This window comes from Kitasatospora sp. Ki12, assembly GCF_054601375.1.
Map to the genome: position 1 here is coordinate 41,810 of NZ_BAAIHT010000001.1, position 25,364 is coordinate 67,173.

General features: G+C 72.5%; 21 protein-coding genes and 1 tRNA gene. 10 read left to right on the forward strand and 12 right to left on the reverse strand.

Going from position 1 to position 25,364, the window contains the following annotated elements:
- Nucleotides 1–91 precede the first annotated feature (91 nt).
- The 7 genes from ACYP53_RS00180 (at nt 92) to ACYP53_RS00210 (ending at nt 8,488) form a co-directional block, all read left to right on the forward strand.
- Entirely contained in the window at nt 92–2,650 is a 2,559-nt protein-coding gene (locus ACYP53_RS00180; RefSeq protein WP_459646314.1) for a lantibiotic dehydratase, read from the forward strand.
- The gene (locus ACYP53_RS00185) at nt 2,647–3,918 is read left to right on the forward strand and encodes an MFS transporter (RefSeq protein ID WP_459646315.1); all 1,272 of its coding nucleotides are present in this window, start codon (nt 2,647–2,649) and stop codon (nt 3,916–3,918) included. Before ACYP53_RS00180 ends, ACYP53_RS00185 begins: the two co-directional genes overlap by 4 nt.
- 134 nt (nt 3,919–4,052) lie before the next feature.
- Complete coding sequence (locus ACYP53_RS00190; RefSeq protein WP_459646316.1) at nt 4,053–4,679, forward strand: methyltransferase domain-containing protein; 627 nt, start codon at nt 4,053–4,055, stop codon at nt 4,677–4,679.
- A 51-nt stretch (nt 4,680–4,730) separates the two neighbouring features.
- Nucleotides 4,731–5,804, forward strand: coding sequence for a hypothetical protein (locus tag ACYP53_RS00195; RefSeq protein WP_459646317.1), 1,074 nt, complete (start codon nt 4,731–4,733; stop codon nt 5,802–5,804).
- Nucleotides 5,801–6,745, forward strand: coding sequence for a phosphotransferase family protein (locus ACYP53_RS00200; RefSeq protein ID WP_459646318.1), 945 nt, complete (start codon nt 5,801–5,803; stop codon nt 6,743–6,745). Before ACYP53_RS00195 ends, ACYP53_RS00200 begins: the two co-directional genes overlap by 4 nt.
- Nucleotides 6,746–7,305: 560 nt before the next feature.
- Nucleotides 7,306–7,452 (forward strand): hypothetical protein, encoded by a 147-nt coding sequence (locus ACYP53_RS00205; RefSeq protein ID WP_459646319.1) that lies wholly within the window; start codon nt 7,306–7,308, stop codon nt 7,450–7,452.
- 118 nt (nt 7,453–7,570) lie between these two features.
- Nucleotides 7,571–8,488, forward strand: coding sequence for an IS5 family transposase (locus ACYP53_RS00210; protein ID WP_459646320.1), 918 nt, complete (start codon nt 7,571–7,573; stop codon nt 8,486–8,488).
- Here ACYP53_RS00210 and ACYP53_RS00215 read toward each other — a convergent pair.
- Nucleotides 8,445–8,990 (reverse strand): hypothetical protein, encoded by a 546-nt coding sequence (locus ACYP53_RS00215; protein WP_459646321.1) that lies wholly within the window; start codon nt 8,988–8,990, stop codon nt 8,445–8,447. The two genes, ACYP53_RS00210 and ACYP53_RS00215, sit on opposite strands and share 44 nt — an antisense overlap.
- Nucleotides 8,991–9,324: 334 nt before the next feature.
- On the opposite strand from ACYP53_RS00215, the gene ACYP53_RS00220 reads away from it, so the two are divergent.
- Entirely contained in the window at nt 9,325–10,428 is a 1,104-nt protein-coding gene (locus tag ACYP53_RS00220; RefSeq protein ID WP_459647929.1) for an IS110 family RNA-guided transposase, read from the forward strand.
- A gap of 303 nt (nt 10,429–10,731) precedes the next feature.
- On the opposite strand, the gene ACYP53_RS00225 is transcribed toward ACYP53_RS00220, so the two are convergent.
- From ACYP53_RS00225 to ACYP53_RS00260, 8 genes are all read right to left on the reverse strand, one after another.
- The gene (locus ACYP53_RS00225; protein WP_459646322.1) at nt 10,732–12,048 is read right to left on the reverse strand and encodes a hypothetical protein; all 1,317 of its coding nucleotides are present in this window, start codon (nt 12,046–12,048) and stop codon (nt 10,732–10,734) included.
- 633 nt (nt 12,049–12,681) lie between these two features.
- Nucleotides 12,682–12,755: transfer RNA gene (locus tag ACYP53_RS00230), tRNA-Pro, on the reverse strand.
- Between the two features lie 136 nt (nt 12,756–12,891).
- Nucleotides 12,892–14,250 (reverse strand): MFS transporter, encoded by a 1,359-nt coding sequence (locus ACYP53_RS00235; RefSeq protein ID WP_189925535.1) that lies wholly within the window; start codon nt 14,248–14,250, stop codon nt 12,892–12,894.
- 82 nt (nt 14,251–14,332) lie between these two features.
- Nucleotides 14,333–15,121, reverse strand: coding sequence for a DUF1684 domain-containing protein (locus ACYP53_RS00240; protein ID WP_189925533.1), 789 nt, complete (start codon nt 15,119–15,121; stop codon nt 14,333–14,335).
- A gap of 182 nt (nt 15,122–15,303) precedes the next feature.
- A complete protein-coding gene (locus ACYP53_RS00245) occupies nt 15,304–16,173 on the reverse strand; it encodes an acyl-CoA thioesterase (RefSeq protein ID WP_189925531.1) in 870 nt (289 codons plus the stop codon).
- Between the two features lie 223 nt (nt 16,174–16,396).
- Nucleotides 16,397–17,008: an alpha-ketoglutarate-dependent dioxygenase AlkB gene (locus ACYP53_RS00250; protein ID WP_229929223.1), complete on the reverse strand. Its 612-nt coding sequence runs from the start codon at nt 17,006–17,008 to the stop codon at nt 16,397–16,399.
- 150 nt (nt 17,009–17,158) lie between these two features.
- On the reverse strand, nt 17,159–17,596 hold the full coding sequence (locus tag ACYP53_RS00255) for a transglycosylase family protein (RefSeq protein ID WP_459646323.1): 438 nt from the start codon (nt 17,594–17,596) through the stop codon (nt 17,159–17,161).
- A 203-nt stretch (nt 17,597–17,799) separates the two neighbouring features.
- Nucleotides 17,800–18,591 carry a LysM peptidoglycan-binding domain-containing protein gene (locus ACYP53_RS00260; RefSeq protein WP_189925527.1) on the reverse strand — a complete coding sequence of 264 codons (792 nt, stop codon included), beginning with the start codon at nt 18,589–18,591 and terminating at the stop codon, nt 17,800–17,802.
- Nucleotides 18,592–19,184: 593 nt separating this feature from the next.
- Here ACYP53_RS00260 and ACYP53_RS00265 point away from each other — a divergent pair.
- Nucleotides 19,185–20,030 carry a hypothetical protein gene (locus tag ACYP53_RS00265; RefSeq protein ID WP_189925524.1) on the forward strand — a complete coding sequence of 282 codons (846 nt, stop codon included), beginning with the start codon at nt 19,185–19,187 and terminating at the stop codon, nt 20,028–20,030.
- A 384-nt stretch (nt 20,031–20,414) separates the two neighbouring features.
- Nucleotides 20,415–21,161 carry a hypothetical protein gene (locus tag ACYP53_RS00270; protein WP_459646324.1) on the forward strand — a complete coding sequence of 249 codons (747 nt, stop codon included), beginning with the start codon at nt 20,415–20,417 and terminating at the stop codon, nt 21,159–21,161.
- Nucleotides 21,162–21,314: 153 nt separating this feature from the next.
- Here ACYP53_RS00270 and der read toward each other — a convergent pair whose 3' ends face one another.
- The 3 genes from der to ACYP53_RS00285 form a co-directional block, all read right to left on the reverse strand.
- Nucleotides 21,315–22,766: a ribosome biogenesis GTPase Der gene (gene der / locus ACYP53_RS00275; protein WP_189925523.1), complete on the reverse strand. Its 1,452-nt coding sequence runs from the start codon at nt 22,764–22,766 to the stop codon at nt 21,315–21,317.
- Between the two features lie 306 nt (nt 22,767–23,072).
- Entirely contained in the window at nt 23,073–23,786 is a 714-nt protein-coding gene (cmk, locus tag ACYP53_RS00280; RefSeq protein ID WP_229929220.1) for a (d)CMP kinase, read from the reverse strand.
- A 196-nt stretch (nt 23,787–23,982) separates the two neighbouring features.
- Nucleotides 23,983–25,068, reverse strand: coding sequence for a prephenate dehydrogenase (locus ACYP53_RS00285; RefSeq protein ID WP_189925519.1), 1,086 nt, complete (start codon nt 25,066–25,068; stop codon nt 23,983–23,985).
- Between the last annotated feature and the right edge of the window lie 296 nt (nt 25,069–25,364).

Genomic DNA, 25,364 nt, shown 5'->3' on the forward strand with positions numbered 1-25,364 from the left:
CAACCGACCAGCCAACCCGACCGTCCAGCCGACCGACCGACGGACCGTCCAGCCGACCGACGGACCGTCCGACACCGAGGAGATCCGACGCATGTTACCGGGCATACCGGACACCGGCCCCACGGCCTCATGGCGTGTCCTGCCCTTCGCCTTCCTCCGCCAGGCCGGTTTCCCGCTGGCCCTGCTCGACCCGCTGCGGGCACCGGAGGTGGGCGCACAGGCGGCACGGACCGACCGGGCCGAGGCGGCGGAACGCGCGGCGGCCGGCAGGCTGCGCGCCCTGCTCCACCGCAACGCCCTGGGCGACGCCCATCCGGACATCACCGGGCGCCTCGGCCAGGGCCGGGACCTCAGGGCGCGGCACCTCAGACGGCTGCGAGCCCTGGGCCCGGACACGGAGCGGGCCCTCGAGGAGTGGCAGGAAGCCGTACGGCTGAGCCGGGAGGCCGGACGGGAGTTCGCGCGCGCCCACCGCACCGCGCTGGACGCGGGCCGCGCGGCCGTCGTCTGCGCGTTCGACGACGACGCCCTGCGGCAGATGCTGCTGCTGTCCAACGACGCCCAGTACGCCTTCTTCGCCGACTGGCTGGACACCCGCAGCGGACCGCTCTCGGCGGCCGAGCGCAGCCGGGTCGACACGCTCGCCCGCTACCTGCAGCGGGCCTGCACGAAGAACGAGACCCACTCCCACTTCGGCCCCTTCACCCCGGCCCGGCTCACCGAGCACGGCGAACTGGGCTGGTCCGCGGGCGCGGACACGGTCCGTACCGTCTTCCTGACGCACTGGGCCGCCCAGGAGCTGGCCCGTACCGCCCTGCGCGACACGCGGCTGGCCGACCGGGTGCGGCCCAGGCGCCACCCGCTCACCTTCCTGCGGGACGAACGCGCGGAGCGCTTCGCGTTCGCCACCGCCGCGGTGTCGGACTTCGGCAACTGGCGGTTCCGGAAGTCGGCGGAGCGCGCTCTGAGCCCCGTCGAGGCCTGGATCCTGCGGCACAGCGACGGCGGGAGCGAACTGCGCGAGCTGCGTCGCCTGTGGCACGCGCGGCATCCGCAGGAACCGACCGACCCGACCCTGTTCGACGGGGTGGTCGCGGACCTGACGGCCGACGGCTGGCTGATCGCGGAGTTCGAGATACCCAGTGGCACCGTCGACGCCCTGGGCGACCTGCGGGCGGCACTGCCGCGGCACCCCGCCGCCGCCGACCTCCTGCGCCTCACCGACGAGCTCCAGGCCCTGCTGGTCGAGTTCGCGCAGGCCGGCCCGGACATCAGGCCCGTGCTGCTCGACCGGATCAAACGCCGCTTCGAGGAGACCACCGGACGCTCGGCGAACCGCGGCCAGGGCGACATCTACGCCGACCGCAGCGTCCTGTTCGAGGAATGCCGCAGCACCCTGCGCGACCTGACTGTCGGCCCCGCGATCACCGACTTCCTCTCCCGGGAGCTGACGCTCGCCTACGAGCTGGTGCTGGTGCTGCCCAGACTGCGGATCCAGCTGGAGACCGAGCTCCTGCACCACTGGTGCCTGAGCCGGTACGGTCCCGGACACGACATCCCTCTGAGGACGCTGTACGAGGACTTCTTCGCCGACGTGGCCGGGCTGACCGCCGAGGTCGCGGCCGTCGAGAAGCGACTGGCGGACAAGGCCGCCGAGGTCACCGACGTGCTGCTGCCACGGAATGCCCGGCGGCACCGGGTGGAGGTCGCCGAGAAGTCGGTACGAGACCTGCTCGCGGGCTGCCGCGCATGGCCCGGCGCCGTACTCAACCCCGACGTGATGTTCGTGGCGGACGGCGCCGCCGAGCTCGCCGCGGGCGACTTCCTGGCGGTCATCGGCGACTGTCACGCCGTCCGTGACCTGCAGACCCACACCAGCATCGCCCCCCTGCTGGCGAAGGAGTTCCCGCAGCTGCCGGAGCTGGTCGCCCGGTACTACGCCGGCATCGTCGCCGAGGACGAGGTCGTGGTCGACATCGTCCGCGAGCACGGGGCCAAGACGTCGGCCCGGGTGGACCTGGGCCTGCCCGACTTCGAGGTGGCCGGCCGCTCGCCGCTGCCACGCGACAGGGTGATCACCCCGGAGTCGGTGTTCGTCCGGGTGACCGACCGTCGACTGGAGCTTCGCGACGCCTCGCTGCCGGGGCGACTGCGGCTGATGGCCGCGCCGGCCGGCACGCCGAGCATCCTGGGCGACCCGCTCAGCGTGTTCGCCTTCCCCCGGCATTTCGGCGGCGGCGTCCTGCCGGTGCGGCACCGCTCGCACATCCCCCGCATCACGTGCGGACGGGTGGTCCTCCAACGGGAGGAGTGGCGCGTCCCCGCCGAGCGGCTCACCGGGGGCCGGACCGGCGGGGACGACAGCGCCGACTTCGCCGCGGCCCTTCGGCTGCGCGCCGAACTGGAGCTGCCCGCCCAGGTCTTCGCCAAGGTGGCCTCGGAGCCCAAGCCCGTCTACGTGGACTGGGACGCACCGCTCCTGGTGCGGCAGCTGCTGCGCATGGCGCGCCGGGACGGCGGGCAGGTCACCCTCTCGGAGATGCTGCCCGGCCCGGACACGCTGTGGTTCTCCCCCGACGGGCATCGGTACACGAGCGAGCTGCGGTGCACGGTGTTCTCCCCGGGAGAGAGCCCGGGAGCGGACGCATGAACACCAGCCTGCGCGCGGGGACCCGGGGCGGTGCGGAGCGCGGGCTCGGCGCCGGCTTCCGCCGGACCTGGGCCGCCGCCACGGTCTCGGCCGTCGGGACGGGCATGCACTTCGCCGCCTTCCCGGTCCTGGCCGCGCAGGTCACCTCGGATCCCGGCCTGCTCTCCCTGGTGACGGTCCTGGGCAGCCTGCCGTGGCTACTCGTCGCACTGCCCGCCGGCGTGCTCGTCGACAGGACGGACCCCGGGCGCATCATGGTCGCTGCGGACGTCGGCCGCGCGCTGGCCGTCGTCGCTCTGATCGCCGTGCTCCGGGCGGACGGGCCGAACCTGCCGTTGCTGCTCGTCGTGTCGGCGCTGCTGGGTGTCGGCGAGGTCTTCTTCGAGTGCGCCGCGCAGTCCTTCCTGCCCGCCGTCGTCGCAAAGGAGGACCTGGAGCCCGCCAACGGCAGGCTCTTCACCGGGGTGACGGCGGGCCGCGACTTCGTCGGGCAGCTCGTGGGAGGGGCGCTCTTCGCGCTGTCCCGGTCCCTCCCGTTCGCGGTGAACCTCCTCTCCTTCGTGGCCTCCGGTCTCCTGATCGCCGGTGTGCGCACCGAGGGCGTCCCGCCTGAGCGGGCCGCCAAGGAGCCCATGGCGGCGCAGATCGCGGCGGGCTGGCGGCTGGTCCTGCGCAGCCGCGTGCTGCGGTCCTTCGCGCTGGCGTCGGCGGTGGCGAACGCCGTCTTCCTCGGCGAGCTGGCCGTCCTCGTGCTGTTCGCCACCCGGGAACTCGGCCTGGCCGGGCGGTACTACGGACTGCTGCTGACCGCGATGGCGGTGGGGAGCGTCGCGGGCGGTCTGCTGGCCCCACGACTGGTCCGGCGGCTGGAGCGCCGGGCGGCGCTGACCGGTGCGCTCGTCGCCATCGGCGCCGCCTCCCTGGTTCTCGGGCTGGCCGCCGAACTGCTGTCCGCCCTGGCCGCGTTCGTCCTGATGGGGTTCGCGATGACGGTGTGGAACGTCGTCGTGGTGTCCCTACGGCAGATGATGGTTCCGGCGCAGTTCCTGGGACGCACCAACAGCGTCTACCGGCTGCTGGGCTGGGGCGCGATGCCGCTGGGCGGCCTGCTGTCCGGGGCCGCCGCGGGCGCCTGGGGGCTGCGGGCGCCCTTCGTCCTGGGCGGTCTGGCCACCGTCCTGTGCGCCCTGGCCGTCGCCCGCGTCCTGTACCGGGAGACGTTGCCGACCGACTCCGGCGAGCGGGGAACCGGCGCTCGCGAATCGTGAGAAGAGGAATGTGATGGGAGAACGACATGGTGTCAAGGACGGTAGCCGCGCCCTTACCGGTGGGCGACGGGATCCACGCCGAACCCGCCCGGTGGACGTTCGGCGGGGGCGTCTCTCAGACGTTCGACGAGCATGTGAGCAAGAGTGTCCCGCTCTACCGTGAGGGTCATGAACTGGTCGCCCAGCTGTCCGACTTCTTCGTCCGCCCGGCCGGCCTCGTCCTGGACGTGGGCTGTTCGACCGGCACCCTGATCCGCACCCTGGCGCAGCGCCACCGGGGCACCGGGGCCAGGTTCCTGGGGATCGACGTGGAGCCCAGCATGGCGGCGGCGGCCGCGGAGCAGTGCGCGAAGTACCCGGAGATCTCGATCCTGGAGGCGGACGCCGCCGCCATCGAGTTCGACCGACTGGACTTCGCGACCCTGTACTACACCCTCCAGTTCATGCCGCGGGAACGGCGCAGGGTCCTGCTGGCCTCCCTGTGCTCCGCGCTCCCGGAGGGAGGGGCCGTCGTGGTGTTCGAGAAGGTTCGGTCCGCCACCCCCATGCTGCAGGACCTCATGCAGCAGACGTACCAGGAGTTCAAGATGAACCAGGGGTACACCCCGGACGAGGTGCTCGGGAAGTCCCGGAGCCTGAAAGGGGTCCTCGACTGCCTCACCAGCGAGGAGAACGTGGACATGCTCCGCGGGGCCGGATTCAGCCAGGTCATGTCGATGCAGAAGTACATCTGCTTCGAGGGGTTCCTGGCGGTCAAGTAGCGTCGAGCGATGCCAGACAATGCACGGAGAAGGGCTTGAGGAAGGTGTCAGGTGAGGTTTCCCGTCACTGAACAACTGATCGACTGCGCGACCCTGGGCGACCGGGCCCGGTGGGACCGTTCCCTGCCGGCGGTGGCCGCCGAGGGCGCGACGGCGCTGCGCCGGCACGGCTTCGTCGTCTTCCGGATCGGGGCGCTGCGCTGGGGCGAGCAGGACAGCCGCGAGGTGGCGCACCGTCTCACGGCGCAGCTGCGCGAGCAACTGGTGCGGGACGGAGCGCCCGAGGAGCTGTACGTCGAGGCGGACGCGGCGCAGCCCACACCCGTCCCGGACGAACGGCAGGTCCGCACGCTGCTGCCGCACCACGACGGCCAGCACTCCTCCTACCTGACGCCGAGCCTGCTCGACGACCCCGAGTGGGATCCGTCGCTGCGCACGTTCTCGGACACCGGGTACACCACCACCCACCCCCACAAGCTGTACCAGGGCATCTTCATCGCCAGCCCCGGGGAGGGCCTGAGTGTCACCACCTACTACGACTGGCTGCGCGTCCTCGACGACGTCCGCCGGTCGCGCGGCGACGCGCAGGGCGTGAGCACGGCGCGCTGGCTCGCCCGCAACATCCGCGCCTCCTTCGCCGCGGCCCAGCGCCACGGATCCTCCTACCCCACCGTCGCCGGGTTCCTCGGGCTGACCGAGGAGGCGCTGTTGGCCACGCCGCTGCTGCACTGCGAGCGTCCGCTCGCGGATGCGGCCAAGGAGCGCTTCCCGCTGCTGCGTGTGCTCAGTACCCGGTGCCCCTGCGGCGGCTGCGAGGGGGAGGTGCGACGGGTGTTCTGCCACGTCACGGCCCTGGGAGCCGGGCTCAACTGGCGGGAGTTCCGTGAACGTTACGAGATCCTGGCTCCCAGCGAGCGCTTCGACCTGCTGATCGGCGACAATCTGACGATGCACCACGGCGGCCTGGCCGGCGGCCCCGGACGGGTGATCGAGCCGCTCTGCCTGGTGCTGGACGAGCCGCGGGGTCCTGCCTACGAGGACTGGCTCCACCACATGTGGCGGCGTACGGCCGCCGATCACGACGCCGTCCCCGGCGCCGCAGCACTCGCGGATGCCGTCCGATGACCGACCAGGCGACCACCGGACCGGCCGGGGACGAGGACGTCACGGACGGGCTCGCCGAACTGGCGGCCTCGCTGGGCTACACCCCGCCGGAGGTGTTGAGCAGCGGGGTGGAGTTCCTCGTCTACCTGGCGAGCCCGCCGGCCGGGGCGGGGCGCGGTGACGTGGTGCTGCGGGTGCCGCGCGCCCGGACGTTCCACACCGCGAACAACGTCGGCGTCGGCGCGCACGCCCTGCTGGAGCAGGAGCTGCGGCTCACCCAGTGGCTGGCCGCGGACGGCTTCCCCGTCGCCCGGGCCCTGGGCATCGAGCACACCCGGACCGGCACACCGGTGCTGGTCTCGTCCTTCGTCGACTCCGACTCCCAGACTCCGGACTGGTCCGAGGTCGGGGCGCTGGTCGCCGCTCTGCACCGGAAGCCGGTTCCGGACATCGCGCCCGTCGTCCAGGGCGGCCGGCCGGTTCCCGAACTGCTCGCGCAACGACTGCCGGACCGGTTCGCCCGGTTGCTGGCTTTGCGCCCGGGCCTGGGCGAGATCCCCGCCCGCGCGGCGATCACCGCCAGGCTCGCCGAGACCTCGGCCCGGCCCGCGCTGCTCCACCTGGACCTGCGCCGGCAGAACCTGCTGTGCAGCCGGGGGGAGGTCGCCGCGCTGATCGACTGGTCCAACGTGCTGATCGGGGACCCGGCGATGGAGCTGGCGCGCCTGTCCGAGTACGCGCTCATCCCGGACAACGGCCTGGACGAGCAGGCCATTCGCCAGGGCTACGAAGCGGCGGGGGGAAGTCCGTCCGTCACCCCTGTGGCCGACGTGCTCTACCGGCTGGACACGGCGGTGATGCTCGCCCTGGTCTTCAACTCGGTGGCCCCGGATCCCGACCTCGCGCCGGTGCAGACGGCACGAGTCGTCGAACTCCTGCAGATCCTCGACACCGTGTGGTGAGGCGCCCGGGGTGAGGCCCGCCACCGGGCCTCACCCCGGAGCAGTTCTCGCGCTGGACGACCGGCCTGCAGGGGCAGCTGCCAGCCGCCGCCGCGTTCCTGGCGGACCTCTGCGGCCTGGCCTGTGCGGCCCCGCCCGGCGGGAGGGCAATGCCTTCCTGGCTCGGGACCGGATCCTCCCGCACGGCTCGCTCGGAAGCGTTCAGCGGACGGGGGATTCGACGGGTGCCGACATTCAGCCATCCTCCGGGTCCGCCACCGTCTGCCCGCACGGGGGACGGCGGCCGGGTATCGAGACGGATGAGCGCGGAAAGGCCGCCAAGGCCCGGGTCCGGCGGCAGCTGGACTTCCGTGATGGGCGCATAGTCGCGGGTCCCGCTTTGCCCTCGGTCACTCATGGCTCAACCCACCTCGCGATGACTGGCCGAGGACGCGGCCGACGACCTCGCCACCGCCCGGCCGGCGCGCACCAGCCAGACCTACGCCGAACAGTGGCGCTACTTCGCCCGCTGGTGCGCCGACAACGGCCGCCACTCGGGCCCGCGCACCAGCGAAGCGAACATGGTCTCCTACATCTCCCACCTGCGCCGCCGCGGCGGCCGCGACGGCACGGGCGCGCCCGTCAGCTCCCTGCGCCTGGCGATGGCCGCGATCCGCGACGCCAACGCCCGCGCGGGCTATGAGTGGCTGTTGTCGTTCCGATCTTGAGCGGTGTTGGTCGAACGGGAGTCTCGATCGGGTGACTTCGGTGGGTGCCGGGCATGAGAACAGGGCCTCTTGGTAGCTCGAAGGGTGTCTACGCCAAAGAGCGTTCCAGGAGGCCCTGTTGTCGCAGTTCTACGCCATCGCGGGAGCGGGGTCCACTTCGGTCACCCTCGCGTGTGACTGCCTCGCTCACCGGTTCGGGAATGCCGCCGACCACGGGGCGCGCGAGCGCCGCTACCCGACGGACATGTCGGACGCGGAGTGGGCGGTGGTGCGGCCGCTGCTGCCGGTGCCGGGCTGGCTGCGAGGCCGGGGCGGTCAGCCGGAGGCCTACTGCCACCGGACGATGTTGGACGCGATCCGCTACCTCGTCGACAACGGAACGAAGTGGCGGGCGATGCCGGCCGACTTCCCGCCGTGGGACCGGGTCTACGCGTTCTTCCGCCGCTGGCGCGACCACGGCCTGGTGAAGGAGTTCCACGGCCGGCTGCGCGGAGAGGTCCGCGAGAAGGCGGGGCGGGATCGGGAGCCGAGCGCGGGCGTGATCGACTCCCAGTCCGTCAAGGCGGACGCCGTCGCAGGCGCCGACAGCCGCGGCTTCGACGGCGGCAAGCTGGTCAACGGCCGCAAGCGCCACGTCGTGGTCGACACGCTCGGTCTGCTGCTGGGGGTGATGGTCACCGCCGCGGACATCGGCGATCGCGCCGCCGCCCACGTCCTGCTCGCCCAGGTGGCCGACGCGCACCACCTGCTGGCGCTGGTCTGGGCCGACGGCGGCTACACCGGCAGCCTCGTCGAGTACTGCCTGGCCGCCCTCGGCCTGGTCCTCGCCATCGTCAAACGCACTGACGACATGCGCGGCTTCGTCGTGCTGCCCAAGCGGTGGATCGTGGAGAGGTTCTTCGCCCACCTGATGCGAAGCCGTCGCCTCGTGCGGGACTTCGAACGCTGCACCACCAGCGCGGAGGCGATGGTCTACTGGTCGGCGACGATGCTCATGACCCGGCGCCTTGCCCGGCCCCGGCCTTCGCGAGCGTGAACAGGCCCGGCGTCGGCTCGGCAAGCCACCCCCGCGCTGTCAGCCGCTTCGCCTTCGACCGCAGGGCCTCCACCTTCCCGGGCACCGGGTCCAGGCCGAAGCAGGCGGCCATCTCCTGGCACGTCAGCGGCCCCTGGCCGAGACGATTCCGGTCCGCGAGCACCTGCAGGATGCGCTGGTAGTCCACCGACAGTACCGACCAGGCCAGCCCCGCACGCCACATCGGCACCACCGACTTCGGCTTCGCCGCCCCCGAAGATGCGGGCAGAGCCGACGGTACACCGCGATCCGACGGCTCCTCTGCGGCATCCGGGCCGGCACCGTCACCTCCGCCCGGGGACAGCACCTCGTCGACACGCGAACGGGCGATGACCCACTCGTTCAACTCCCGCTCGGCCACCACCAGCTCGGCCTGGATACGGTCGGCCTCCGCCCGCAGGTCGTCCACACGACGGCGAGCACTCAGCTCACGCTGTTCCAGCAGCCCCACAACCGACGGCATCCCGACCTCCACACGAGCGGCGACTCAACACGTCACCACTCCCCGAGGCCACCGACCCTATGCCTGAGCAGCGGAAACACAGCCCTCACGCCCGGAAAGACTGTGAGGATGATTTGGTGCCGCTTCGAGCGGCGGCTTGACTCGCGGAAAGACTGGCCCTGGTGCCTTTCTGTTGATCTGTCGGCCACCGCCCGAAGCGGCTCCAGCTGCCGCCGGGCAGGGGACGTGTCCCGATAGGGGCCTTCGCGACAGGCACGATCACAGTCTTGACCTCCCCGGTCCGGCGACGGCTACCGGTTCCGAGGCGATCAGGAGACAGGCGACCTTGCCCAGCATCACGCAGCCCGCTGCCCAGCGTCACACCCCGGCCGATCCCGGCGAAGAGATCCTCCTCGGCGTCGACACCCACAAGGACTTCCACGCGGCGGCCGTCGTCACCGTCCTCGGCGCCGCCCTGGACGGCCGCACCTTCCCGGCCACCACCGAGGGATATCGCCAACTCGTCGCCTGGGCACGCTCGTTCGGTGCCCTGCACCGGGCTGGGGTGGAGTGCACCGGCTCCTACGGCGCCGCGCTCGCCCGATTCCTGCGCGCCGAGGGCATCGAGGTGACCGAGGTCAACCAGCCCGACAAGGCGGCGCGTCGACGCCGTGGCAAGACCGACGCCGTTGACGCGGAAGCGGCGGCCCGCGCAGTGCTGGCCGGTCGCGCGACCGCAACCGCGAAGACGAGCGACGGTCCGGTCGAAGCACTGCGACTGCTCAAGCTCGCGAAAGCGTCCGCGATCAAGTCCCGGACCCAGGCCATCAACCAGCTCAAGAGCGTCCTGGTCTCGGCCGACGCCGCCTTGCGCGAGGCGCTGGCCGGGCTGAGCAATCCGCACTTGTTCAAGCGGTGTGCCGAACTGGACGACTCGCAGGAAGACGGGCCGGCGGACACTGCCCGACACGTGCTGAAGCTCCTCGCCGGCCGCATCCAGTACCTGACCGGGGAGATCGACAGCCTCAACAAGCGGATAGCCGCGGGAGTCGAAGCGCATTTCCCCGGCCTGCTCGACACGCGCGGCGTCGGCCCGGACAGCGCCGCCAGCCTGCTGATCTCGGCAGGCGACAACCCCGACCGCCTCAGCAGCGAAGCGTCCTTCGCCGCCCTGTGTGGCACCAGCCCCGTCGAGGCATCCTCCGGAAAGACCCAACGACGGCGGCTCAACCGCGGAGGCGACCGACAGGCTAACGCCGCCCTCTACCGGATCGTCCTCAGCCGCCTTCGCTGGGACGACCGCACCCAGGACTACCTGCGGCGACGCCTTGCCGAGGGCAAGACCCGCCGGGAGATCATCAGGTGCCTGAAGCGATACGCCGCACGTGAAATCTACCGACTCATCGCCCCCAGCAGGACAGCCGTGTGCCACGCAAAACCCGACGGAACCACAAGTTGACATCCATAGGGGCATCAACAGCCACTCAGGCCCGAGCAGTCGAAGCCCAGAACGCCCGCCCCGCTCGGCCGGGAGTGCGCCGGAGGACTCGCCGGACTTCACCAACGACTTCGAGTTCACCCCGCGAGGCCAGGGGTGTGCCCCACTTCGAGGTCGACTGAAAGCTGGTCGCCAACTTCGCCCCGCGAAGCCGGGGGTGTGGCTGTTCGCCCCTGGCAGCCGAAGGTGCGCCCTTGACCGGAAGGGCCTTGACGTGTCAGCGTCGATGCGCCTCGCACCGCAGGGACCCCGACAGTCACGAGGTCACAGCCCGGGAGCAGGGACGCTCACCCCATCCTTGGCCGCATACAACGCGGGCAGCAGGTCCTCGCTGGTCATCCCTAGTCCCGGGTAGACGTAGACCAGGCCCCCATGCGGCCACCTCAGCCGTGCTGCCGGGTAGTCGGCTCGGACGTCGTCCGATGCCGCGGCTCCGACGCCGGCCTCGACGTAGTCGGCGAGGTCCGGCTGGCCCAGTTGCGTCACGAGGTTGCGCAGGAACAGGACACAGGTCGCCGGGTCGAAGGCAGCCACGTCGTCGGGTTCCAGGATCACGCCGATCCGCTCACCGGCATGCTTGTCGAAGAAGAACTGGCCGAGCACCGCCGGGACACGGCCAGCTGTCCACACGAAGTCGCGGGTATGCAGGTGCGCACAGGGCAGCACGGTGATGAACAGGTCGCACAGCGGTTTGTCCATCGGCAACCGCTCCGCGTTGAAAAGGGCGATCACCTGGCCGTCGTGCGCTGCGGCGAGGTGCGCGAGGCGGTCCGACCAGTCCTGCCCGATACGTGCGATGGTCTGGCTCACGCGGTGGACGTCCTCGGGCTCCGGCGCTTGGTGGGATTGCTCCAGGCGGCGGGCCTCCTCCGTTGCCATCCGTTCGCTCGCCCGGTTGGGCGCGTAGCCGGCTGTGACGTCGTGCAGCCAGCGGGGCAGCAGGTCCTTGGTGATGTAGTCGTAAAGACCGACGAAGGCACGGCCCTCGTTCTCGAACGCGTCGATGACGACGTCGGCGAAGTCGGTGTAGCGGTGCTGATACTGGCCTGCGGTCTTGCCGGTGAGCACCCACTGGGCGGCCAGCAGCAGCGGGAGACGCCCGGCGAGCATGGGGCGGGTCCGGTCGACGAGCTCGTCGCGGCGCCGGCGGGCCGAGCGCCAGGAGGACTCCAACGGATCGCTCTCCAGCGCGTCGATCACCTCGCTCCGGGCCGTCAGCGCGCCGAAGGCGATCACCGGCAGCCGACCGTCGGCGAGCTGCTCGTGCCCGATCTCCGTCGCGCGCTCGTACTCCTCCAGCTTCCGGGCCGCCGTGAGGTAGTCGCGGAGCGGGCCTGGCGGTGGGCAGTGCAGGTTCTCCGGCAGCCTGCGGTCGCCCAGGGTGCCCTCGGCCGGCTGGACGAAGACTTCCTCCACGGCTCGGCTGCGCAGGGCGTGGCAGTTCGGATCGGCGTGCCAGAGGGCACCGGTCTTGCCGCGCCAGGCCGTGACTTGTGCCCCGGCCCACGGCCCGAGCGGCGCGCCGTCACCGGGGCCGGCGCTGTACGGGGGCGGCCCGTCGGTCGGTTCATGACTCGGCATCTGCGCTCCCCTCTTCCTGCGTGCCGGGATCGGAGAGGCGACCGATCGCCGAGTCGGCCCGGTCGCCGGATCCGTACGGTCCGAAGGGCCCTATCTCGCCGGGCCGTCGGGCGCCCAGCAGTGGGCCGGCGCCCTTGTGTCGGAACTCGCCTGCCAGCACCCTGCGGCCTCCGCGCGGTCGTGGTCGTCGGCCGATTCTCCCACTCGCGCTGTCTCGGCGATGGTCACCGTGTGTAGATGATCAGGGGTCGCAAGCAGGTTCCCGAGCGGGCCTGCGGAGGCGTCCGGGAGGTGCCGCGCGACGCCTCCGGCGCGAGGTCACGAAGTCGGCTGACGTCTTGACAGATTCGGGAGCGGTCGCTCAACTGCCCGAAAACATGGCCGGATTGCGTCATGGGGTGTCGGAAAATCGTTGGTCACGATTCGGTCTCGGTCACCGTGGGTAGTCAATTTCGAGGCACGAAATGCCCATTGAGAGACCCCTCGGTCCCCGGATGCGACCACTTCGAGACCACTTGGTCCCCAACTGGTCCCCAGCCGCATGCGAACAACCGTTTGTTGAATCTGACGCCATGTCATGCAAAAGGCCGCTGACCTGGGATTTCTCCCGGCCAACGGCCTTTCCGACTCACGTCGGGACGACAGGATTTGAACCTGCGACCCCTTGACCCCCAGTCAAGTGCGCTACCAAGCTGCGCCACGTCCCGTGGTCTCGGTGCCTTCAGCGAGGGCCTGGGGGGCTCTGCTGTGGGCTTCTCGACCTTGTCTCCGGTTGTCCCGGCGACGTGGAAAACAATACAGCACGTCGGGGGGTGCTCGCTGCCAGGTTCGGGAGTGGTGGGGTCAGGGGGTGGGGTGGCGGGCGTCGTAGGCGAGGAAGGCGGGGCGGCGGGCGGCGAGGAGGAGGACGGCGGCGACGCAGGCGATGCCGCCGCTGATCACGGAGGTGGCGGGGTTGGTGAGGGCGGCGACGGTGCCGGACTCGAAGTCGCCGAGGCGGGGGCCGCCGGCGACGACGACGATGAAGATCCCTTGGAGGCGGCCGCGCATCTCGTCGGGGGCCGCGACCTGCATCATCGTGTTGCGGAAGATCATGCTGACGGTGTCGGCGCAGCCCGCGACCGCGAGCAGCAGGAGGCCTAGCCAGAGGTTGTGGAGGGCGCCGAAGGCGGCGATGGCGAGGCCCCAGGCGGCGACGGCGGCGAGGACGGCGACGCCCTGGCGGTGCACCCGGCTGACCCAGCCGGAGAAGAGCGCGCCGATCAGGGCGCCCACGGCCGGGGCGGAGACCAGGAGGCCGACGGTGCCGGCGTCGCCGCCGTAGAAGGTGACCGCGATGGCGGGGAAGAGGGCGCGCGGCATGCCGAAGACCATGGCGGCGAGGTCGGCTAGGAAGCTGGTGCGCAGGTTGGGCTGCTCGCGCAGGAAGCGGAGGCCGTCCAGGACGGAGGCGCGGCCCTTGCGTTCGCCGAGCGGGCGCATGGCGGGCAGGCGCCACATCGCGTAGAGGGTGCCGGTGAAGGCGACGGTGTCGAGCAGGTAGGCGGCCTGGGCGCCGTACGCGCCGATGAGGACGCCGCCGAGCATGGGGCCGACGGTGAGGCCGAGGTTCATGCTGACGGTGTTCAGGGCGTTGGCCGCCGGGAGCTGGTGGCCGGGCACCAGTCGCGGGATCATCGCGGAGCGGGCGGGTGAGCTGAGGGCGAAGAAGCCGGCTTGGACGGCGACGGCGACGTACAGGATGGCGACCGTGCCGAGGCCGGCCAGGGCCTGGGCGGCCAGCACGGCGGAGACGGCCGCCAGGCCGCCGGAGCCGATCAGGCCCAGTCGGCGCCGGTCGACGGTGTCGGCGATGGCGCCGCCGTAGAGGCCGAAGGCGACCAGCGGGACGAGGGAGAAGATGCCGACCAGGCCGGTGGCGAAGGCGGAGCCGGTCAGGTCGTAGACCTGGACGGAGACGGCGACGGCCGTCATCTGCTGGCCTATGGAGGAGACGGCCTGGCCGAACCAGACGCGGCGGTAGTCGGCGTTGTCGCGCAGCGGGCTGAGGTCGGCGAAGGCCTTCCGGTACCACGGTGCGGCGGTGGCCACCGGGTCCTCGGGTAGGGGGCCGGTGGATTCGCCCGCGGGGTCGGGTGCGGGCTCGGCGGCGGGTGGGGTGTCCGCCGACGCGGCGGAGGCGGAATGTTGATCGTTCGACATAGTTCCCCATGCTCCGCCCCGCCCCCGGCCGTCCCCGCACCGGGGGCCCGCACCCGCACTTGCCTGCCCGCCCCCGCGCCCGCTACCGGGTCAGCACCTGCTTCTCCCCCGCCTCCACTGCGAAGTCCAGCCGGTTGCCCGGCGGCGGGAACGGGCAGATGAAGTGGTCCGAGAAGGCGCACGGCGGCAGGTAGGCCCGGTTGAGGTCGAGGACCGTACGGCCGTCGGCGTCCGGCGCCGGCAGGGTGATGAAGCGGAAGCGGTAGGTGTCGATGCCGCTGCTCGCGTCCGCGATCACGCCGCTCAGGCGGTCGCCCGACCGGCTGACGGTGAGCGTGCGGTGCTCGCCGGCCACGGTGAAGGCGATCTGCCCGGTGACGGCCAGCGGGCGCTCCTTGCCGTCGGCGTTCGGGACCACGACCGACCGGGCCTCGCCGTCGAACGGGGTGAAGACGGCGGGCACGGCCCACTCGGGGGCGTACGGGTGGGCGGAGATGCCCGCGAAGGCCGTCCGGCGCTCCGAGGCCGGGTCGAAGACCCGCAGGGCCAGCTCGCCCTCCCGCTCGATGGGGACGAGCAACAGGTCGCCCAGGGTGGCGGTGTCGGCGGCCGGGTCGCTGTCCGGGCGGAGCAGCACCTCGCCGTCCACCGGCCCGTCGGCGCCGGCCACGGTGATGCCGTCGCCCGCGGTCGCCCGGACCCGGACGCCCTCGGCGTCGGCCCACCACTGCCCGGGCAGGCCGGGGATCCCGGCGGGCCCGGGCTCCAGCCAGTGCGTACCGGTGAGTGCGAGCTGGCCGTGCAGCGCGCTCACGGACGCCGCCCGCCCGTCGCTCCAGTGCTTCCAGTCCTCCGCGGCCGTCGCCGTCATCGGTCACCCTCCCGGTCGGTCCGCGGACGGCCCGCCGTTCGGGCCGCCCGTCTCGGTCATCCACAACACCGCCCGCTGGGACGGATCATTCCCGCCGGTCCGGAACCGCCGGAACCGCAATGCGGCGGCAACGCACCGACACACCGCTCAACACGGAGCACACACCACGGATAGCCCGGCGGCTACCCGTCCTGGCGCTTCAGCGGCCGGAACAGCCCCTCCTGCACCACGGAGACCACCAGCTGCCCGTGGCGGTCGAAGATCTGCCCCCGGGCCAGGCCGCGGGCGCCGTGCGCGATCGGGGACTCCTGCTGGTACAGCAGCCACTCGTCGGTCCGGAACGGCTGGTGGAACCACATCGCATGGTCCAGCGAGGCCATGTCGAAGTGCCGGTCGCCCCACAGCGGCTCGACGGGGGCGCGGACGGCGTCGAGCAGCGTCATGTCGCTGGCGTAGGTGAGGGCGCAGACGTGGATCAGCGGGTCGTCCGGCAGCCGGCCGTTGGTGCGCAGCCAGACGCCGCTGCGCGCCTCGACACCGGCGAGCTCCTCCTTGGTCCAGCGCAGCCGGTCGACGTAGCGGATGTCGAAGGGCTGGCGGCGGCTGATGAACGGGGGCAGTTCGCCGAGGCGGGAACCGACCTCGTCCAGGGCGCTGGGCAGCTCCTCGGGGGCGGCGACCTCCGGCATCGGGTGCTGGTGCTCGATGCCGCCCTCCTCGGGTCTGTGGAAGTCGGCCGTGAGGGCGAAGATCGACCGGCCGCCCTGGATGGCGAGGACGCGGCGGGTGGTGAAGGAGCGGCCGTCACGGATCCGGTCGACCTGGTAGACGATCGGCACGCCCGGCACGCCGGGGCGCAGGAAGTAGGCGTGCAGCGAGTGGACGGGGCGCTGGTCGTCCACCGTGCGGCCCGCCGCGACCAGTGCCTGCCCGGCGACCTGGCCGCCGAACGTCCGCTGCAGCGCCTCCTCGGGGCTGCGCCCGCGGAAGATGTTCAGTTCGATCTGCTCGAGGTCGAGCAGATCGACAAGGTCGTCGACGGGGGTACCCATGAGCACGCTTCCTCTCCGGACTCCGCGCCTTCCGGGTGCGGACTCCGATCGAATTCTCCAGCTCACTCGAATTCTCCGGCGACCCGGGACATTCCCGCTCCTCGTGCCCGAGCACCCGGTTCACTCGAACGAGTGCTCGGGCGACGAGCGGACGAGCCAGCGAGTCAGCGAGTGGACGAGTGGACGAGTGGACGTGTCGACGGGTGAACGATCCGCCGACCGCTCACGCGCCCAGCCCGGACTCCCGCACCGTGATGTTGAGCCGCCCCACCAGCCCCAGCTCCGGCTCCGCCGTCCCCGGCAGCGTGCGCACCACCCCGTGGTACGCGAACCGGGCCGGACCGCCGAACACCAGCAGGTCCCCGCTGCGCAGCTCCAGGTCGGTCCACGGCCGGGTACGGGTCTCGGTGTTCCCGAGCCGGAAGACGCAGCGGTCGCCGAGCGAGAACGAGACCACGGGCGCGTCCGTCCGCTCGTCGCGGTCCTGGTGGAGGCCCATCCTGGCGCCGTGCGGGTAGTGGTTGACGATCGCGACGTCCGGCTCGTACGAGGCCGCGCCCGCGATCTCCGGCAACGCGTCCCCGTACGCCTCCGCGACGGCCCGCCGGGCGAGGCGGCCCAGCTCGGGCGGGAAGGGCTTGACGGGAGAGCCGTCCTCGGCGACCCGCCGGTACCCGTACGGGTACCAGTGCCGGCCCAGGCTGACCATCCGTACGGACATCGTCCCGCCGGTGGGCATCCGCACCGTGTGCAGGCCGGCCGGCGGCCGGGCCCACTCCCGGCAGGCCGCGATCAGGCGCAGCTGCGCGTCGAGGTCCAGCCAGCCGGGGAGCAGGACGGCGCCGGGGGCCGGCTCCTGGCGCCCTCGCGTACCCGCCCCGGGACTCCCGGAAGCGCCGGAGGCCTCGGCCGGATCGCCGAAGAGTTCGCCCTGGATCACCCCACCATCCTCCCGCACCACCCCGGCGCGGGACCCGTCGAAGGCTCACCCCGGACCCGCCGGGCCCTGCCCGAGCCCGGCCCGGTGTCCACCGGCCGCGCCGGACCCACCACCGAGAAGCCCCAACTCCCGGGCGCAGGACGGCCAGGCCTCCCACCCCTGCCGCCGGACGATCGCCTCGCCGACGGTGGTCTGCTCCCGTCGGCTCGCCCGGTCCGGGCGGTCGGCGAAGCGCAGGCCGTCGGATTCCGCCCAGGTGGACGGCTGGATCTGCAGCCCGCCGTAGTAGCCGTTGCCGGTGTCCGCCTGCCAGTCACCGCCGCTCTCGCAGTCGGCGAGTACGTCCCACACCATGTCCGCGACCCGGGCGGCCGCGCCGGCCCGGCCCCCGCCCCCGCCCGTGGCAACGGCCAGCACCAGCACCACGGCGGTACAGGCCCGGACCACGACCCGGCGCCCGCCTTCATCACACGCATGCGGCATGGCAGCCGACCCTAGGCACGCCACGAGCCGGCCGCCACGGAACGCCGACGGCCGCTCCGCCACTCGGCGGAGGACCCGCGCGAGGGGAGGAGCGGCCGTGGAAGCCGGAGCCGGCGAGGACCCGAGCGGCCGTTGTCGGCCACTCACGGGCCCGGCCGGCCCCAGGTGCTCAGGAGCTCAGGAGCTCAGCGAACTCGGGGAGTTCAGATGCTGAGGGTCTGACCCGGGAAGATCAGGTCCGGGTTGCCACCGATGACCTTGGTGTTGTTCTTGTACAGGTCGTGCCAGTCCAGGCCCTGCGCGGCGGCGATGGAGCTCAGGGTGTCACCGGACTTGACGGTGTAGTCGCCCTTGGCCGGCTTGGCGTCGTTCGAGCCGGTCCAGGTGTTGGCACCCTTGTCGGCCTTGGGAGCGTCGGCCTTCGGCGCGGCGGCGGCCTTGGGGGCGGCGTCGGCCTTGGGGGCGGCGGGCTTCGGGGCCTGCGCCGGCTTGGCGGCCGGGGCGGCCGGCTTCGCGGCGGGCGCCGCCGGGGCGGCGGGCTTCGCGGCCGGGGCGGCCGGCTTGGCGGCGGCCGAGGTGTCGACGGCGGCCGGGGCGCCGCCCTTGGTCAGGCCGGCCTTGACGGAGCAGACGGGCCAGGCGCCCGGGCCCTGCGAGGCGAGGACCTTCTCGGCGACGGCGATCTGCTGCGCCTTGGTCGCCAGGTTGGCCTGCGAGGCGTAGGCGGTGCCACCGAAGGCGGCCCAGGTGCTGGAGGTGAACTGCAGACCGCCGTAGAAACCGTTGCCGGTGTTGATGGCCCAGTTGCCACCGCTCTCGCACTGGGCGACGGCGTCCCAGGTGGAGACGGAGGCGGCGGAGGCCGAGGTGGCCGTGACGAGGCCGGCCACCGGCAGGGCCGCGACAGCGGCGCCCGCCACGACAGCCATCCGGACGCGGTTGCGCTTGGTGGCGGTGGAGGTGGTGGCAGCGGCGGTCTCGTTACGGAAAGTCATGAGGTTCCTCTCGACAGCCCCGGGGCGGGCATGCGGAACCAGACCCCGTGAGGGGCCGCTTTCGCCTGCCGCGTCCGTCGGACGGCCGTGCACGTATCGGACGTGCCGCTGCCGCCCCGGTCACCCAGCCACTCGCCGACGACCTGTTCGAGCGGTCGCGTCGGCGGGCACCTGCCACGCCCGGCGGACCGGGGGGCTGTGCGTCGGGGGTGAACCCGGGTGGCGCTGTTTGCGCCGACCAAGAAGCTACGAGCCGGTCGGCGGGGATTCCAAAACCCGGACGGTCTGCCCAGCTCAGCCAAGGGTTACCGGCGGTAAGGCCCACACAATCTTGTCCGAAATGTCGGATTTAACCGTTGATTCCTAGATCAAACATCGTCGCCGCGTGACCCACCTCACGGTTTCATTCCGGCAGTCCCGTCACCGACATCGACAGATTGCGACCAGGAGAACACGCGGCGCGGTCGGATCCGGGGCAATTCCCGTCAGCCTCGACGAGCACCCGTGACGCCTGACACAAGGGCCCGTTGGTCATGTCGACCTCCCCGTGTCCGCCCCCGAAGACTCACCCGCACCCATCCGAGGAGACCCCTGTGCCGCGCATGCTCGACGTCAGCGACGAGGTCCGGTCCGAGATCGGCGACGACGAGGCCGACCGCCTACTGGGCGGCGACCGCGCCCCCGACAGCTACGAGTGCACCTCTTGCCGCACCCCCGGCGACACCCACGTGGAGCCGACCAGCACCGTGCTGTTCGTGGGCGACGAGACCGCCGTACTCGCCTTCGCCCACGCCCGCTGCATCCCCTCCCAGGTGGTGCCGGTCTCCGAGGAGCAGCTGGCCGGCGCCGTCCGCAGCATCAGCCAGTCCCAGACGGGTGCCCCGGACCTCGCCGTTCCCGCCCCCGCGCCGACCTTCCCGGCGCCCGCCCCGGCCGCCGGCTCCGTGACCCAGCCGACCGCCCCCGGCCAGGCCGCCATCCTCGGCATCACCTGCGGGCTGGTCCTGCACGGCAAGGTCGGTCACGCCTCGCTGGTGGTCGAGCCCACCGGGCCGGTCGGCCGTCCCGGCAGCACCTCGGGCGAGGACGAGTTCCTCGACCTCCTCCAGGACGCCGGCTTCCAGCCGGTCACCGACCTGGACGAGACCCCGGAGCAGCTGCCCGGCTGGTCCGTCCTGGTCGCGATGGGCAAACTGCACGCGATCCTGCAGCCCGCCGCGGCCGGCGGCAGCACCGGCTGGTGGCAGGCGCACCAGCCGCTCCAGGTCACCGACGCCTGGCGGATGGCCGCCAGCCAGCTCTCCGAGGTGACGATGTACGCCGTCCCGGCCGGCATGGTCGGCCGCCAGCCCCGCGAGGACCTGCTGCGCCAGGCGCTCGAACGGGCCGTGGCGCTCGGCCAGGTGGTCGCCGCCTCCCTCCCGCTCGCCGGCACCTGATCCGCGCTCCCCGCCCGTACGCGCCGGAAGGCGGCCTCCCCTCCACCCCGGGGGCCGCTTCCGGCTCGGGCCGGCGCCTCACCGGCGGCCGACATGAGCCCCGCTCATGGGCACCGACCGATGAGCGCGGCTCATAAGACCCGCTCATGAGACCCGCTCATGAGCAGCACCCATGAGCTCCTCTCATGACGCCGCCCATGAGTCCCTCTCATGACCACGCCCATGAGTTCCTCTCATACCCCCGTCATAAGCCCCACGCATGGGCGCGCCCCCGTGAGCGCCCCGCATCCCCCGTCCCTCTCGCTCGTTGGCCCCTACGTGTACAGCTACGACGTCTCTGCGTCCCCCGGCCGCTCCGCCACCGCTCCCCGCTCCATCCCGGGCATGCGCCCGTCGTACGACGCCGAGCACCCGCACTCCACCACGCCGATCTACGACGAGCTGTACTCCGAGTACCGGCGCCTCTTCCGTGCCCTGCCCGGCGACCGCTCGGGCGAGGAGGACCTGGTGTTCACCGGCTTCGCGGTCCGTGACAACTACCCCCTGCTGGGCGAGCAGCGCTCGTACCCGCCCCAGCACCAGGCCTTCCACACCCTCGCGGGCCAGACGCCGGGCCTGCCCCAGTTCATGTCGTCCCAGCCGCACGGCACCGGCTCGGCCCCCGGCCACCCGCACGGGCACCACACAGGCCATCCCGGACACACCAGTCACACCGGCCATGCGGGCCACACCCCTCAAACGGGCAGCCACCAGCACGGCCACCCCCACCACACCGGCGCCCACCACCACCCCGTCCACCACACGGCCGGCCACCACACGCCCCACCCCGGCAGCCACCCCGAGCCCACCGCCGTCGCCAGCGACGGTCACGGCCACTCCGCCTCCGTCCCGCCCCCGGCCCAGCCCGTGGGTGCCGGAGCCCAGTTCACCAACGGCCAGGGCTGGGTGGCGGCCGGCTACCTCGGCGCGGTGCCGCAGGCGATGTCCGTGCCCGCGCCCGCCCCGCCCGCGCCACCCGCCCCGTCCCCGGTGATGGGTACGGCCACCGGTCTCGCCACCGCCCCGTCCACCGGCGGCCGCCACCGCCAGATGCTCTCCCTCCCCCCGGGCCGCAACGGCGACCTCCACTGACGCCCACCGAACATCCGCCCCACCGAACACCCCACCACCCGCGCACCCGCGCACCCGCCCGGCGGAAACGCCGGAGGGCCCCGCCACCACCGTGACGAGGCCCTCCGACCGTGAGCCGGTCGCCCGGCTCCTCCTTACTACTACGTCCCGCGACTACTTCTTCTTGCGCTTCTCCCGGACCCGCACCGAGATCGAGATCGGCGTCCCGACGAACCCGAACTCCTCGCGCAGACGGCGCTCGATGAAGCGCCGGTAGCCGGCCTCCAGGAAGCCCGAGGCGAAGAGCACGAAGCGCGGCGGACGGATGCCGGCCTGGGTGCCGAACAGGATGCGCGGCTGCTTGCCGCCCCGGATCGGGTGCGGGTGGGCGGCCACCAGCTCGCCGAGGAAGGCGTTCAGACGCGCGGTCGTGACCCGGGTCTCCCAGCCTGCCAGCGCGGTCTCGATCGCCGGGACGAGCTTCTCCATGTGCCGGCCGGTCTTGGCCGACACGTTGACCCGCGGGGCCCACTGCACCTGGACGAGGTCGCGCTCGATCTCGCGCTCCAGGTAGTAGCGGCGCTCCTCGTCCAGCTGGTCCCACTTGTTGTAGGCGACGACGACGGCGCGCCCGGAGTCGACGGCCATCGAGATGATCCGGGTGTCCTGCTCGGCGAGGGTCTCGCTGGCGTCGATCAGGACGACCGCGACCTCGGCCTTCTCCAGGGCGGCGGAGGTGCGCAGCGAGGCGTAGAAGTCGGCGCCGGCGGTCAGGTGGACGCGGCGGCGGATACCGGCGGTGTCCACGAACTTCCAGGTCTTGCCGCCGAGTTCGATCATCTCGTCGACCGGGTCACGGGTGGTGCCGGCCAGCTCGTTGACGACCACCCGCTCCTCGCCGGCGACCTTGTTCAGCAGGCTGGACTTGCCGACGTTCGGCCGGCCGATCAGCGCGATCCGGCGCGGGCCGCCGGGGGCGGCGTCGCCGAAGGTCTGCGGCGGGGCCTCGGGCAGCGCGTCCATGACGGCGTCCAGCAGGTCGCCCGAGCCGCGGCCGTGCAGGGCGGAGACCGGGTAGGGCTCGCCCAGGCCCAGCGACCACAGGTAGGCGGCCTCGGCCTCGGTGGAGGGGCCGTCGACCTTGTTGGCGCACAGGACGGTCGGCTTGCCCGCCCGGCGGATGATCTTGATCAGGGCCTCGTCGGTGTCAGTGGCACCGACCGTGGCGTCCACGACGAACAGCACCGCGTCGGCCTGCTCGATGCCCAGCTCAGCCTGGGCGGCGACCATGGCGTCGATGCCGAGGACGTCGATCTCCCAGCCGCCGGTGTCGACCACCTTGAAGCGGCGGCCGTTCCAGCTGGCCTCGTAGGTGACCCGGTCACGGGTGACGCCGGGCTTGTCCTCGACGACGGCCTCGCGGCGGCCGATGATGCGGTTCACGAGGGTCGACTTGCCGACGTTCGGGCGGCCGACCACGGCCAGCACCGGCAGTCGGACGAGCTCGGTGCCGTCCTCGGCGTCGAAGCCGTCGACGTCGAAGCCCTCTTCGGCAGCGAGGGCCATGAACTCGGCGTAGTCGGCGGCGTCCAGCCCACCGTGCTCGGCGGAGTGCTCTGCGGTCATGTTCGTCTGTTCCGTTTCCCGGCCCGGCCCTTCCCAGGGGCGTGCCGTGCGTACCTGCCCCGCTCGGGGCAGCGCGATGGTTGTCTCCGCGGCGCCTCGGCGGCCCGCGGTTCACTCAATGGTGGCCGGTCCCGGCGCCAGCCGGACCGACCAGGGCCGACCAGGGCCGACCAGGGCCGACCAGCCGCAGCCGTACAGCCACGCCTGACCAGCCACGCCCGCCCGACCAGCCACGGCCGGACCGACCAGGACCGACCGGCCACACCGGCCGACAGCAGCCATGCCGCCGGTCAGCCGGTCAGCCGGTCAGACCGACGACAGCCCGGCCCGGTCCTCCACCAGCCCGGCGATCCGGTCGATCACCTGCTCCAGGGTGAGCTCGCTGGTGTCCACCAGGACGGCGTCCGCGGCCTGGGCCAGCGGGTCCGTCTCCCGGGAGGAGTCGGCGGCGTCCCGGCGGGCGAGGTCGGCGGCCATCGCGGTGATGGTCGCCTCGTCGACGCCCTTGGCGCGCAGCTCGGCCGCCCGACGGGCGGAGCGGGCCTGCTCGGAGGCGGTCAGGAAGACCTTGACGGTGGCGTCCGGGAAGACCACGGTCCCCATGTCCCGGCCCTCGGCGACGATGCCGCGCTCGGCGACCTCGCCGCAGCCGCGCTGCAGCTCCACCAGCCGGGCCCGTACCGCCGGCACCGCGGCCACGGCGCTGACCTGCGCCGTCACCTCGGGGCCGCGGATCGGTCCGGAGACGTCCTGGCCGTCCACCGTGATGGTGGGGCCGTCGGCGTCCGTGCCCGACACGATCACCGGCTTGCCGCAGGCGACGGCGACGGCTTCCGGGTCGGTGACGTCGACGTCGTTGGCCAGCATCCACCAGGTCATCGCCCGGTACATGGCACCGGTGTCCAGGAAGCTCAGGCCCAGTCGGGCGGCGACCGCCCGCGAGACGGTCGACTTGCCGGAGCCGGAGGGTCCGTCGATGGCGACGACGACCGGGGCGTGCGCTCGGTCGGCAGTGTCCACGGGAGCGAACCTCTCTCTGAGCATGGGAGCCGAAGCCTGCGCAGGCGGACGGCCGGGGATTGTCTCCCTCAAGGTTAATGGACCGCCGCCGTCCCGGACTCCGCCGGACGCCAGGCCCCGCCCCCGCCCCTCCCCCGCCCCGCGGCGGGCCCGCCCCCGTGCTCGGCGACGGGCCCGCTCCCAGGACCCCGAAACCTCAGTCCCGCACGCTCCACCCACTCGCCCGCAGCGCCTTCACCAGCCGCTTGACGGCCGTCGGCGCCACCGACAGCTGGACGAAGCCGACCTGCTGCCCGGTGGAGTGCTCGATCACGACGTCCTCGATGTTGACCCCCGCGTCGCCGACCTCCCCGAAGAGCCGGCCCAGCTCACCGGGCTGGTCGCCGAGGACGACCGCGACCGTCTCGTACCGGGTGGGCGGGGCGCCGTGCTTGCCGGGGATCCGGGCCTGGCCGGTGTTGCCGCGCCGCATGACCGCCGCGATCCCGGCCGCGCCGGCCCGTCGCTCGCCCTCCTCAGCGGCCTCCATGGCGCGCAGCGCGGTGACCGTACGGCCGAGGTCGACGGCGACCTCGTCCAGGATGTCGGCGACCGCGCCCGCGTTGGCGGAGAGGATGTCGACCCACATGCCGGGGTTGGAGGCGGCGATCCTGGTGACGTCGCGCACGCCCTGGCCGGAGAGCCTTATGGCGGTGTCGTCGGCCTTCTCCAGCCGGGCCGCGACCAGCGAGGACACCAGCTGCGGGGCGTGCGAGACGAGGGCGACGGCCCGGTCGTGCTCGGCGGCGTCCATCACGATCGGCATGGCGCCGCAGAGCGCGACCAGCTCCAGCGCGGCGTTGAGCGTCTCGGTGTCGGTGTCGGCGGTCGGGGTGAGCACCCAGGGGCGGCCCTCGAAGATGTCGGCGCGGGCGGCGAGCGGGCCGGAGCGCTCGCGGCCGGCCATCGGGTGGCTGCCGATGTAGTGGGCGGTGTCGCAGCCGAGCGCGGCGATCTCGCTGCCGGGGCCGGCCTTCACGCTGGCGACGTCGGTGTACCAGTGCGCGAGGTTGCGGCGCTGGCAGTCGGCGAGCACCTTGCCGACCAGGGCCGGCGGGACGGCGATGATCGCCAGGTCCACCGGGCCGTCGACCGGGTCGGTGGTGCCCGCGCCGAGCGACTCGGCGGTGCGGGCGGCGTCCGGGTCGGCGTCCTCCAGATGGACGGTCAGGCCGCGAGCGGTCAGGGCGAGCGCGGCGGAGGTGCCGATCAGTCCGGTGCCGACGACGACGGCAGTGCGCATGGCGGGTCGCTCTCCTCATCACGATTGCTCGACAGGTGCCGGGAACCGTCCGGGAGCACCCGCGCCCCATCCTCCCTCATCGGCGGTGCCGAAGTCCCCACCTGCCACCCGGCAACCACGAGGGCAGCTTCCGGCAGCTCCCGGCACCGGCAACCGCGAAGGCCCCGCCCCCGTCCCCTCCAGTGCACACGCCGTACCCGGGAAATCCGGCGACGCCCGCACCGAAGCCGGGCAGACTGGCCGCCCGGGGAAGGCACGACGAGCAGCCGAGCGGGTACGGGCGGCGCGGACGTCCG